This is a genomic window from Agrobacterium sp. CG160-95 (assembly GCF_053521725.1).
Genome location: NZ_JBNWDU010000002.1, coordinates 846,468 through 858,634 on the forward strand (window position 1 = coordinate 846,468; position 12,167 = coordinate 858,634).

Consider the following 12,167-nt stretch of genomic DNA (forward strand, 5'->3'; position numbering starts at 1 on the left):
GCGCCTTTCGATGCAGTAGCAGACCGCCCCTTGAACGGGGTGTTTCCAACAAACGGGAGGAGTGAACGATGCGACTGATCAAGACATTGCTTGTTGGTACGGTTCTGGGCCTGAGCGCCCTGCCGGCACTGGCGAAGCAGGATATCGTCTGGTGGGACTTTCTGTCGGGCGGCGACGGCGTGCGCATGAAAGCGCTGATTGCTGCCTTCAACAAGGAACACCCTGACATTCAGATCAAGGGAACGACGCTAGAGTGGGGCGTTCCGTTCTATACAAAGGTGCGCACGGCGTCGGCCGTGGGTGAGGGGCCTGATGTCATGACCTATCACCTGTCGCGCGCGCCGCTCGGCCTTGATGAAAAAGTATTGAGCGAAATTACCACAAAAGACCTTGATGATGCCGGGTTGAAGACCAGCGACTTTTTCAGCGCACCCGTCGAGGCAGCAACCCACGACGGCAAGCTTTATGCGGTGCCGTTCGATATCCATGCCCTTATTCTCTATTACAACGCCGATCTTCTGAAGGGGTCTCCCTATCTCGATGCCGAGGGTAAGTTGACCGGTATCAAGACGATGGAGGATTTCGAAAAGGCGTTGGCCTGGGGGAAGGACAAGGGTGTTCAGACGCCGGTTACCTATCAGTCGGGTGGCGAAGCCGGTGTCTGGCGTGTCTTTTATACACTGTTCTCACAACAGGGCGGCGAGCTGGTCACCAATAACGAGGTGCTTGCCGGCGACAATGCCGAAAAGGCTGCCAAAGCGATCGATACCATGTCGAAATGGCGGGAAAACGGATGGGCGCCCGAGCAGGCGGAATATCCTGCGTCCGTTGCTCTCTTCTCCGCTGGCAAATCCGCCTTCCAGCTTAATGGCGTCTGGGAAGTTCCGACCTACAAGGATCTGGAAAAGAACGGCAAGCTCGGCTTCAAATGGAGCGCTGTGGAAGTTCCGCCTTTCATGGGCAAGCGCGCCACCTGGGCGGATTCGCACGCCTTTGCGATCCCCAATCAGGGTGACAAGACCGTTTCCGGCGAGAAACGCGCCGCTGTCATGACGGTTATTGGCTGGATGGAAAAACACGCCATCAGCTGGGCCGATGCGGGGCATATTCCGGCCTATAAATCGATCACCGAAAGCAGCGAATACAAGGCGATGCAGCCGAATGCCACATATGCCTCGCTGGCGGAGGCGGCAGTGTTCGATCCGAAGACCACGATTACCGGAGTTGCCTCACCCGCTTACGATGCGGCGCTTAATATCATCGCTCCGGCCATCCAGGGCTACATGAGCGGCGCGGATGCGGTCGAGCAGATCAAGTCCGAGCTTCAGGGTAAGCTCAAGTAATCCGTGACTGCCCTCTGGCTGTCAGCCGGAGGGCAGCGTGCAATGCGGGAGGTCCCGGAGGCATTCCATGGCTATGATTGAAAACCGGCGCAAGAAGTCGCTGATCGCACTGTCGATGGTGACGCCATTCATCGTGGTCTTCGCCACGTTCTTTCTTTACCCCCTGATCGAGATGATACGCATCAGCTTCACGGATGCGCCGCTTATCGGCGACGGCAACTGGGTCGGCCTGCAGAACTACATAAAATTGCTGAGCGACCGCCTGTTCGTCACCTCGCTCAAGAATAACGGCTATTTCGTGCTGCTGACGGTGGTGCCAACAACGGTCATCGCCCTGTTGATTGCGCTTGCGGTCAGCCGATTGTCCGGCATCAAGCAGACAATCGCCATGAGCCTGTTTTTCCTGCCTTATGTCCTGCCGGTTTCGGTCGTCACTGAGATCTGGGCCTGGATGCTCGACTTGCAGTTCGGCATTCTCCAACCGGTCATTTCGTTGCTGGCGGGCAAACCCGTCGCGGTTTTCAAGAACCCCAATTGGGTCATGCCGATGGTCGCTGTCGTCACCATCTGGTGGACGAACGGTTTTAACGTTCTGCTCTTCATTGCCGGCTTGCGAAACATTCCGACCGAGCTTTATGAGGCCGCAGCTCTTGATGGCGCAACGACATGGCAAAAGTTTCGGCGCGTCACATGGCCGCTTCTGTGGCCGGTGACCGCGCTGATCCTGACGCTGCAATTGATCCTGCAATTGAAGATATTCGACCAGATCTACCTCTTGAGCGGCGGCGGACCCTTCAATTCCAGTTTCGTGCTTCTCCTCAAGGTCTACCGGGAAGCCTTCCAGATGAACAATGGCGGTTATGCATCGGCCGTGGCGACCGTGCTCTTCCTGTTGATCGTCATCGTATCCGTTCTCCAGTTCCAGTTGCTACGCATCCGGAGGAATTCATGAGCCTGACCAAAAGACTTGAGAACGTCGTCCTGACCCTGCTGACATTTTCGGCAGCACTGGTATGGATTTTCCCGCTTTACTGGGGGTTCGTGACGTCGTTGCGCTCGGACGAGAATGTTGCGGGCAACACGTCGCTACTGCCTGATGAGTTCCAGTTTGGTGCCTATGTGAATGCCATCTTCAATACGCGGCTGTTGACCTGGTACGTGAATTCCATTGGCACCGCCGCGATCGTCACGGTCTCTGTGCTCATCATTTCGATGTTATGCGCCTATGCGCTATCGCAGATCCGCTTTCCGGGACGGCGACTGCTCTATGGCATCGTGCTCGCGAGTTTCATGGTGCCCGCGCAGACGCTTGTCGTGACACAGTTCATCCTGATGAAGAACCTCAACCTCATCAATACCTGGGCGGGCATCATCCTGCCGCAGCTGATCACGCCAATCGTCATCATCGTCTACAAGCAGTTCTTCGACAGCGTGCCCAAGGAGATGCGGGAGGCGGTGGTTCTGGATGGTGGCGGCGAATACACGATCCTGTTCAAGGTGTTTCTGCCGCTGAACTGGGGCATTACGACCGCCATGGCGATCGTGACCTTCATTACGGTGTGGAACGCCTTCTTCTGGCCTTTCCTCGTCATCACGTCCGAAAACATGATGACGATCCCCGTCGGCATCACGCAGGTCAACGACACCTTCGGCATCGTTTATGCACGCCTGATGGCGATTGCCATGCTGGCGGCTCTGCCGGTCATCGTCGCCTACGTCATCTTCCAGCGGCGCGTGACGGAAGCCATCATGATTTCGTCCGGCGTGAAAGGGTGAGGGCGGCGAAAGATGCCGGTGCCGGTCAGATGACGTGAGCGTTGTGTAGGGCAGTCAGCACCTCGTTCTTGAGGGTGGCGAGTTGCGGCGACCTTCTGTCGCGCGGGCGCGGCTCGTCCACTTCTATCCGCTGCTGGATACGGCCGTCATGGGCACCCATCATGTAAATGCGGTCACCGAGATAAAGCGCCTCGTCAATATCGTGGGTGACGAGCAGGAAGGAAATGCCGCGCTGTTCGACGAGTTTCAGGACTAGGTCCTGCAATTTCATCCGCGTGAAAGCATCGACCGCGCTGAAGGGTTCGTCGAGCAGCAAGATGCGCGGCCGGGTATAGAGCGCTCTTGCTATGGCGACACGCTGCGCCATGCCGCCTGAAAGGGCTTTCGGTAACGCGCTGCCATGGCCGCTCAAGCCCACATCGTTGATCAGTCCTTCTACCCGCTCGACATCATATTTCTTGCCGGCCGCATAACCGATGTTTTCGGCAACTGTCAGCCACGGCATCAGGCGGGGTTCCTGAAAGACGAAGGCGATGGGCGGTGAGTCCGATGCCTGAACTTCCTTTGCCTGCTGAACCTTCACAGCGCCTGAGAAATGCCGGTCGAGGCCGGCGGCGATGCGCAGCAAGGTGCTTTTCCCGCACCCACTTGGTCCGAGAAGAACCGCCGCTTCACCATCGCCGAGCGTCAGGTGAATATCCTGAAGGACAACCGTGTCTCCGAAGGCTTTTTCGCGAACATCGACATTGAGCAAACTCATCGCAGGCGCCCTCCTTGCTGAAGGGGATAAGTGTCGCGCCATCTGAGGCAACGTTCCTCGACTATCTTGAAGAGGCTGTCGGAAATCTTGCCGAGGACGGCAAGGCAGATAATCGCTATCATCACCAGATCGGGTCGGGAGAGTTCGCGCCCATCGGATAGCATGTAGCCGATGCCCTCGGAAGCCGCCAGAAGTTCCGCTGCGACAACGCTTAGCCAGGCCAGCGACAGGCCGTAACGCAAGCCCGTGAACAGATGCGGCAAGGAGGCGGGAATGAAAATCCGCCAAACCAGCACTGGCAGCGGCTGGCGATACATCTCGCCCACTTCCACCAACTTGCGGTCGACATTTCGGATGCCGGAGAAGAGGTTGAGATAAACAGGGAAAAACGCGCTTTTGGCGATCAGCACTATTTTCGAGGTTTCGCCAATGCCGAACCAGATCATCAGCAGCGGCACCCAGGCGAGGCTCGGAACCGCGCGTAGCGCCTGAAACGTCGGTTCAAGGTAACGCTCGGCGGCAACGACCAGCCCGACCAGCGAACCGACGACGATTGCAAGAAGGGAGCCAATGACGAAGCCGACAAAGACACGGGCGGTACTGGCTGCGACATTCGTCCACAAAGGACCCTCGGCGAGCCTTAGAAACGTGTCATAAAGCTCAGAGGGCGGCGGCAGCACATAGGGGCTTACCCAGCCCACGCGCACAAAGAATTCCAGCAGCAACAATGAGCCGACCGGCACGATCGCGCCGCGCAGGTCGAACCGTCCCAGGAAATTCCCCACTCTTTGCACGAACGGCAGTCGGGCAGGGAGTTGTTTCGTAGTCTGCTTCACGCGCTGAAATTCGCGCGGATGAGAATTCATGCTCCCAGCGCCTTTTTCGCCGGTGCCGGATCGATCAGCGACGATAGGACGCTGTCGACATTGACGCCAGGACGCAGCACATCGTCGCCAAGCAACGGGGTCACGATACGGATCGAGTTCAGCAGTTCCTCGCCCGGAACGGGATCCTTCCAGTCGCGCTTTTCGATCGTCAGCTTGGTGATCTGGGGATCGTTGCCGGTGACCTTCGTGACGAAATCGATGAATTCGCCGTTGTTTTCACGGATCCATCTTTGTGTCTCGACCCAGACACCAAGGAGGCGTTCGACCGCTTTCGGGTATTTCGCCAGAAACTCCTCGGAAACGCTGAAGACGCTGCCGTCACGCCAGCTACGCTCATCGAAAATCGCCCTGTCACCGGCAAGTTCTGCCTGAGAGGTATGTGGATCGATGCCGACCCATGCATCAACCTGTCCCTGCTGAAGCGCGTTGAATCCTTCCGGATGCTGCAGGTTCACGACCTTGAGGTCATCGATCGAAAGCTTGTTTTGGGCAAGGGCGCGCAGGAGGGTGAAATAGGGCGCGGTACCCTTGGTGACTGCAATGGTTTTGCCCTTGAGATCGGCGACGGTCTTGACCGGCGAATCCGGGCGAACCTGTATGATGGAAGAACCGCCCCAGCTTGCCACATAGATCACCTTCAGCGGCACACCATTGGCGCGGGCCAGAAACGCGGAAAGTGCTGCCGAACCGGCAAAATCCGTCGAGCCGACCTTCAGGAATTCGAGCGAATTGTTGCTTCCGCGGGATTGTACCCAGGTGATCTTGGTGCCGACATCCTTGAACGCTTCCTCAAGCCAGCCCTTGTTCTTTATCAGCAGCGTGTGTGAGGAGTAAAATCCCCAATCCAGCTTCAGCTCAGCAGGAAACTCCTGTGAGCTCTGGGCCAGCGCGCTGCCCGTGGCAAAGGGTGCTGCGAGAGCCCCGGCAATGCTGAGTTTCAGGATCTGGCGGCGAGAATGTTTAGCCTTCATAATAGTGTACCTAATTTATGTAATTTGTGTATTTGAAGGGTATGGGCCGGCGTTTATGAGGTCAATCCAGCCTTCTGGAACCTCATGCCAAACTTCAGGGCGGGCGTGGAAAATCTCCCTACCGCTGGCCGGATCGGCGCGACGGCGCGTTATTCAGGGAAAAAACGATTGGCCGGGCGTTGCAAACCGAGATGATCGCGCAATGTCGTTCCCTCATAGTCCTTTCTAAACAGGCCGCGCCTTTGCAGTTCGGGCACAAGCAGGGTCGTGAAATCGTCAAGTCCGGCAGGCAGGAACGGGAAGGTGACGTTGAAGCCATCCGACCCCTCTTCGTATAGCCATTGTTCCATCTCGTCGGCGATGGTTTTTGCCGTGCCGACAAATGCGAGACCCCCATAGCCACCCAGCCGCTGCGCCAGCTGGCGCACCGTCAGCCCCTCGCTCCTTGCAAGTTCGATCACCCTCTCGCGGCTGGATTTGCTTGCATTGGTTTCGGGAATGTCAGGCAAGGGGCCATCGGGATCGAAACTCGAAGCATCGTGGCCGAGCGCAATCGAAAGCGAGGCTATCGCGCTTTCATAATGGACGAGGCTGTCGAGCCTGGCGCGTTTGGCCTTGGCTTCTTCCACGCTATCGCCGACCAGAACGAAAGCGCCCGGCAGGATGACAATGCCGTCGCGGGAACGGCCTGCCGCAACGGTTCGGTCCTTGACGTCCCTGTAGAACGCTTTTCCCGCCGCAAGCGTGGGTGTTGCCGCAAAAACGACCTCGGCAGTTTCGGCTGCAAGCTGGCGCCCCGGCTCTGAAGCCCCGGCCTGAACGATGACGGGCCAGCCCTGCACCGGACGCGCTATATTGAGCGGACCGCGCACGGAAAATTCCGGTCCCTTGTGATTAAGCACATGCATTTTTTCAGGGTCAATGAACAACCCGCTATCGACATCCCGGAGAAAGGCATCATCGGAAAAGGAATCCCACAGCCCGGTAACGACGTCGTAAAATTCCCGCGCTCTTCCATAACGCTCCGTGTGGTCAGGCTGTTCGTCCCGGCCGAAATTAAGCGCCGCATCCGGATTCGCTGTGGTGACGATGTTCCAGCCGGCGCGACCATTGCTGAGGTGATCGAGTGAGGCGAAACGCCGCGCTACGTGGTAGGGCTCATCGAATGTTGTGGAGGCGGTGGCAACCAGCCCGATGCGGGAGGTGACGGCGGCGAGCGCCGAAAGCAGGGTGAAGGGTTCGAACGACGTGACGGTATGGCTGCGGCGCAGTGCTTCCGTCGGCATGTTCAGCACCGCCAGATGATCGGCCATGAAAAATGCATCGAATTTCGCGGCTTCAAGCTGTTGCGCAAATCGCGCCAGATGGCCGAAATTGAAGTTCGCGTCCGGGAAGGATCCGGGATAACGCCACGCACCCGTGTGAAGACTGACGGGCCGCATGAAGGCGCCGAGATGCAGTTTGCGATCGTTTGCCATTGGGCTTCACTCTTTCGTTGAAGTTTTGACCCGAGCGTTTTGTCTGTCGGCCGCCAAGGATCGAAGACCGGCTCGGTCCTCATCGCGACGATAGCCTTGCTGGCGGCTCGGTGCGGCAAAGACTATTGCGATTATGATTTCCAAACAGAAAGATTTTTCCTGAAATCATTCATTTCGCAAGATCGCTTTGCCTGCAACGGGTTTGCCTCATCGTATTGACGTGATATCCGGCAAGCGATGTGCTTCACGTTGTGATCGCCAAGCAAATTTCGACGTATTTCGCGCAATGATTTTAATGAGAAAATGGCGTGAATTCAAAATATTGGTCGATATAGCTAATGTACTGGATGATTTCGAAATCGTCGTTCGAGATCGAAAACGTCGTTTGGAGATCCGGCGTGGTTGGGACACCCCCAAACCGCGCCGGACTGATCCGTGCTCAAACGTCCGCCATCAAACTGCCAGCAGCTTTTCGTTGCCGATGCGGGTTGTCTCGACGGCACCCTCCGTTTCGATGCGCTTGCCGGTGGCCGGATCGAAAAAGTGGAGGTGGGCCGGGGGCAGTTCGAAGTGGATGCGCTGGCCGGGTTTGACCAACAGATCTTCGCCGATGGCTGCGGAGAAAGTTTCGCCGGCGATTTCCGCATGTACGATGCGGCCGGAACCCAGCTCTTCTACAAAGTCCACGGTTGCGGGCACGCCCGCACCCTCGATGCTGACCAGGCATTGTTCAGGGCGAATGCCGACTGTCACGTCGCGCCCGCGCAGCTCCAGCGCGGTCTCGGGGAAGAGTTTCACCGGCTGGCCGCCCAGCATGACGGATGGAGATTCGACCTCCACCCGCGTGTTGAACAGGTTCATCGCCGGTGAGCCGATGAAGGAGGCTACGAAGGTGCTGGCGGGGCGGTGATAGATATCGAGCGGATGACCGACCTGCTCCACATTGCCCTTGTTCATCACCACCAGCCGGTCGGCCAGCGTCATGGCTTCCACCTGATCATGGGTGACGAAGACGGAGGTGGCCGACAGGCGCTGGTGCAGTTTGCGGATTTCGGCGCGCATCGTCACACGCAGCTTTGCATCGAGGTTGGACAGCGGTTCATCGAACAGGAATACCTGCGGTTCGCGGATGATTGCGCGGGCCATGGCCACGCGCTGGCGCTGGCCACCGGAAAGGGCGGCGGGCTTGCGTTCGAGATAGTCGGAAAGGCCAACGATCTTGGCCGTTTCCTCGATGCGGCGAAGACGTTCAGCCTTGGGAACGCCTGCGACCTTCAGCGCATAACCGATATTGCCTGATACCGTCATATGCGGATAAAGCGCGTAGTTCTGGAACACCATGGCGCAACCGCGCTCGCGCGGCTCCAGCGTGTTGACGACGCGCCCGCCAATGGCGATTTCACCTGACGTGATATCCTCCAGCCCAGCGATCATTCGCAGAAGTGTGGACTTGCCGCAGCCCGAGGGGCCGAGGATGACGACGAATTCCCCGGTTTCGAAAGTGAGATCCACGCCGTGCAGGGTCGGGGTCTTGCCATAGGATTTGCGGACCTGCCGAATATCGATCTGAGCCATGATATTAAGAACCTTGTTGTTGAGAGCCACGCGTCGCGTCGTCACTTGTCGGATGACACGAGACCGCGCACGAACCAGCGTTGCAGGAACGCCACGACGAGAAGCGGCGGCATGATGATGATGAGGGAACCGGCAAGCGTGACGTTCCAGTCCGGCGTGCCGTCCTCCGAAGGCAAAAGGGCACGCAACGACATCATCACCGTCTTGTAGGAGGGATCGGTGACCATCAGCAGCGGCCACAGATACTGGTTCCACGAGGAGACGAAGAGAATGGTGGTGAGGGCCAGCATGTTGGTGCGCGAGAGCGGCAGCAGCACGTCGAAAAAGAAACGCACGGGGCCGGAGCCATCCATGCGCGCCGCCTCCGCAAGTTCATCAGGCAGGGTCATGAAAAACTGTCGGTAGAGAAAGGTGCCGGTGGCGGTGGCGACAAGCGGCAGCGACAGGCCCGCATAGGAATTCAGCAGGTTCCATTCGACGTTGACTTCGACACCGCTTACCAGCGCTATAAGGTAACGGAACGGCTGGAACACATCCGCTGCCACGGCATAGGTCGGAACGGCGCGAATTTCGAGCGGCAGCATCAGCGTGATGAAGACGGACCAGAAAAACAGGTGTTTCAGCGGTGAGCGGAAAAACACGATGGCGAAGGCGGTCAGAGCGGAAAGGGCTACCTTTCCCGCAGTGACCAGCGAGGCCATCACCAGACTGTTGAACATGGCGTTGCCCAGATTGGCGCGGTTCCAGGCGGTGCTGAGATTTTTGAAAAGCTCGCCCTGCGGCATGAAGCTGAAGGGCGTGTGGTTCACCTGCTGCACCGTCTGGCTGGCGCCTGCCAATACCACGATGAAGGGGCCGATAAGAAGCAGAAGTCCCGCGACCATGACCACATAGGTAAGGGCGTCGGCATAGGGCGTGCGCTGTATCATCTCTCAGGCCTCACTTGTAATGGACGCGCCGCTCGATGAAGCGGAACTGGATGAAGGTGAAGACCATGATGAGGCCGATGAGGACGATGGTTTGTGCCGAGGCGCCGGAATAGTTCAGCCCTTCGAAGGCCTCGGTGACGATGCGGTAAACCATCACATCGGTGGCGCGGTTGGGGCCGCCCGCTGTCAGCGAATGCACGATGCCGAACGTGTCCTGGCCGACGAAACCCTCGGTCATCATCGTCACCATCAGGAAGAACAGCGTGGGTGCGAGCAACGGCACCTGAATGTCTATGGCGCGGCGGATCGGGCCGGAGCCATCCATCGCCGCAGCTTCCGTCAGCGAACGGGGCACGGATTGCAGGCCGGCAAACAGGAAGATGAAAGTGTAGCCCGCCCATTTCCAGATAAAGATGGCGATGACGAGCGCCAGTGCATGTTCGCCGTATTTCGCCGGGTTCCAGATATCTGGCCAGGCGGCGTTGAGTGAAGCGGCCAACCCGCGTTCCGGCGACAGGATGAAGCGGAAGGCCATGCCTGCGGCGGGACCTGCGATGGCGAAGGGCAGGATATACAGAACCCGGAAAAATCCGGAGCCGGGAAGCTGGCGGTCGACGGAGAGCGCCAGGGTGAGGCCGATGAGGATGGCGACGAAGGGGCCGACGGTCGCGAAGATCAGGCTGACGGTAACGGAATGCCAGTAGAATGGATCAGAAAAGACTTCCTGGAAATTGGCGAAACCAACGAATTCCGCCGCGCCGCCGAAGGGCGGCTGGAGGGTAAAGGCCCAGTTGATCACCGCCGCCACGGGCCAGTAGAAGAACAGGAGGATCAGTGCCAGCTGCGGTAATGCGAACAGCAGCGGCAACCATGTGCTTTTGAAAACGGCGCGCTTTTCCATGAAATATCCGAAACAGAAAATGGCATTAAGGGTTTGCCCGCGCGGAGACGGGCAAACCCAGGCGAAAAGGACCGCTTAGTTCAGCTTGGCGCCGGCATAGGTCTTTTCGAAGCGGCGCAGGCCGGCATTCGAGCGCTCGACAGCCTTGTCGAGTTCGGTCTGAATATCGGCGTTCTGCATGAAGATGGCTTCGAGCGAGGTCGAGACTTCCTTGCGGATCTGCGTGAAGCCGCCGAGGCGGATGCCGCGGGTATATTCGGAAGGCGGCGTAAACGTGAGGCTTTCGATTGCCTTTTCACGGCCCTTATAAGGCGCCTTGTCGTAGAAGCCGTTGGCCTTCATGGCGTCGAAGCCGGTCTTGGTGACCGGGATGTAGCCGGTAACGGTCGACCACCACTCAACCATATCAGGCTGCGCGATGAAGTTCAGGAATGCGGCCGCACCCTTGTATTCAGCTTCCGGACGACCAGCCATGACCCAGAGCGAAGCGCCGCCAACCAGCGAGTTGTGGCGCTCGGTGCCCTTCCAGATCGGCAGCATGGCGACGTCCCACTTCACGCCCTCAGGCATGGTCTTGCCGACGGTCCCGTGGCCCGCAATCGAGGACATGAACATCTGGCAGGTCTGCGAGGTGAAAGCGGGCAGGATGTCCATGCCGAGCTGCTTGGTCTTGACGACGAACAGCTTCTCGTCCTGCATCTTCTTGAAGAATTTGACCTGATCAACGAACTTCGTCTTGTTGATCGTCAGTTCGGCGTCGAGGCCCTGATAACCGTTGCCCTTGGTGGCGATTGGCTGGTTGTGGATGGCAGAGAACTGTTCCATCAGCATCCAGGTGTCGAAATTAAAGGCCAGCGGGCATTCGAAACCGGCCGTCTTGAGCTTCCGGGCGGCTTCTTCAACCTGTTCCCATGTGTCGGGCTTGAAGGTGATGCCGGCTTTTTCGAAAGCGGTGACATTGTAATAGAAGACCGCAGTGGAGGAGTTGTAGGGGAAGGAGTTCAGCTCGCCGTCAGCCGTTGCATAATAATTGGCAATGCCGGGGAAATAGTTGTTCCAGTCGATTTTGTAGCCGTTGTCGGCCATCAGCTTCTTGGCGGGAACGAAAGCCTTGGACAACATCATGTCCAGCGTGCCGGCATCGTAGATCTGGGTAATGGCGGGCTGCTTCTTGGCGCGGTAGGCGGCAATGGTGTTCTGCAGCGTGGCGTCGTAGTCGTTCTGCGACGTGCAGACGATTTCGAATTCAGCCTGGGAGTCGTTGAACTTCTTGCAGGTTTCCTGAACGCGGTCGCCGAGATCGCCGGAAAGGCCGTGCCAGAATTCGAATTTGGTCTTTTCTGCGTGGGCAGCCGTGGCGCCGAAGGCGGCGGCAATGGCAACGCCTGCCACGAAAGAGGTCAGAGCGGAAGATTTCATAAGTTGAGCCCCGTTGATGGAGTAATGGCATGACCGGCGAGGACGTCACGTCCCCAACACGAAGCCACGGGCTCTGCTAGCAGCCGTCTTTGACGGATCGCTTACACTTTGTTGAACGTTTTGTGATG

Annotated in this window: 11 protein-coding genes; 3 read left to right on the forward strand and 8 right to left on the reverse strand. The window is 58.0% G+C overall.

Annotated features, from left to right (window positions below; translation table 11 throughout):
• Window positions 1-68: 68 nt before the first annotated feature.
• The 3 genes from ACQZ63_RS10505 to ACQZ63_RS10515 all read left to right on the forward strand — a co-directional run bounded on the left by ACQZ63_RS10505 (window position 69) and on the right by ACQZ63_RS10515 (window position 3,119).
• A complete protein-coding gene (locus tag ACQZ63_RS10505) occupies window positions 69-1,343 on the forward strand; it encodes an extracellular solute-binding protein (RefSeq protein ID WP_113556256.1) in 1,275 nt (424 codons plus the stop codon).
• A 67-nt stretch (window positions 1,344-1,410) separates the two neighbouring features.
• The gene (locus ACQZ63_RS10510) at window positions 1,411-2,295 is read left to right on the forward strand and encodes a carbohydrate ABC transporter permease (RefSeq protein ID WP_003517835.1); all 885 of its coding nucleotides are present in this window, start codon (window positions 1,411-1,413) and stop codon (window positions 2,293-2,295) included.
• Window positions 2,292-3,119: a carbohydrate ABC transporter permease gene (locus tag ACQZ63_RS10515; RefSeq protein WP_113556255.1), complete on the forward strand. Its 828-nt coding sequence runs from the start codon at window positions 2,292-2,294 to the stop codon at window positions 3,117-3,119. The genes ACQZ63_RS10510 and ACQZ63_RS10515 overlap by 4 nt, the downstream gene beginning before the upstream one ends.
• A 25-nt stretch (window positions 3,120-3,144) precedes the next feature.
• Here the strand turns inward: ACQZ63_RS10515 and ACQZ63_RS10520 are convergent, their stop codons facing one another.
• The 8 genes from ACQZ63_RS10520 to ACQZ63_RS10555 form a co-directional block, all read right to left on the reverse strand.
• Complete coding sequence (locus ACQZ63_RS10520) at window positions 3,145-3,879, reverse strand: ABC transporter ATP-binding protein (protein WP_013761384.1); 735 nt, start codon at window positions 3,877-3,879, stop codon at window positions 3,145-3,147.
• The gene (locus tag ACQZ63_RS10525; protein WP_112751699.1) at window positions 3,876-4,745 is read right to left on the reverse strand and encodes an ABC transporter permease; all 870 of its coding nucleotides are present in this window, start codon (window positions 4,743-4,745) and stop codon (window positions 3,876-3,878) included. Before ACQZ63_RS10525 ends, ACQZ63_RS10520 begins: the two co-directional genes overlap by 4 nt.
• Window positions 4,742-5,737 carry an aliphatic sulfonate ABC transporter substrate-binding protein gene (locus tag ACQZ63_RS10530; protein ID WP_003517827.1) on the reverse strand — a complete coding sequence of 332 codons (996 nt, stop codon included), beginning with the start codon at window positions 5,735-5,737 and terminating at the stop codon, window positions 4,742-4,744. Before ACQZ63_RS10530 ends, ACQZ63_RS10525 begins: the two co-directional genes overlap by 4 nt.
• A gap of 149 nt (window positions 5,738-5,886) precedes the next feature.
• Window positions 5,887-7,215 carry an LLM class flavin-dependent oxidoreductase gene (locus ACQZ63_RS10535; RefSeq protein WP_113556254.1) on the reverse strand — a complete coding sequence of 443 codons (1,329 nt, stop codon included), beginning with the start codon at window positions 7,213-7,215 and terminating at the stop codon, window positions 5,887-5,889.
• A gap of 453 nt (window positions 7,216-7,668) precedes the next feature.
• Entirely contained in the window at window positions 7,669-8,790 is a 1,122-nt protein-coding gene (locus tag ACQZ63_RS10540; RefSeq protein ID WP_113556279.1) for a sn-glycerol-3-phosphate import ATP-binding protein UgpC, read from the reverse strand.
• A gap of 41 nt (window positions 8,791-8,831) precedes the next feature.
• Window positions 8,832-9,719, reverse strand: coding sequence for an ABC transporter permease subunit (locus ACQZ63_RS10545; RefSeq protein WP_113556253.1), 888 nt, complete (start codon window positions 9,717-9,719; stop codon window positions 8,832-8,834).
• A gap of 10 nt (window positions 9,720-9,729) precedes the next feature.
• Complete coding sequence (locus ACQZ63_RS10550; protein ID WP_003517818.1) at window positions 9,730-10,620, reverse strand: carbohydrate ABC transporter permease; 891 nt, start codon at window positions 10,618-10,620, stop codon at window positions 9,730-9,732.
• A gap of 75 nt (window positions 10,621-10,695) precedes the next feature.
• Window positions 10,696-12,039, reverse strand: a complete 1,344-nt coding sequence (locus ACQZ63_RS10555) for an extracellular solute-binding protein (RefSeq protein ID WP_003517816.1) — start codon at window positions 12,037-12,039, stop codon at window positions 10,696-10,698.
• Between the last annotated feature and the right edge of the window lie 128 nt (window positions 12,040-12,167).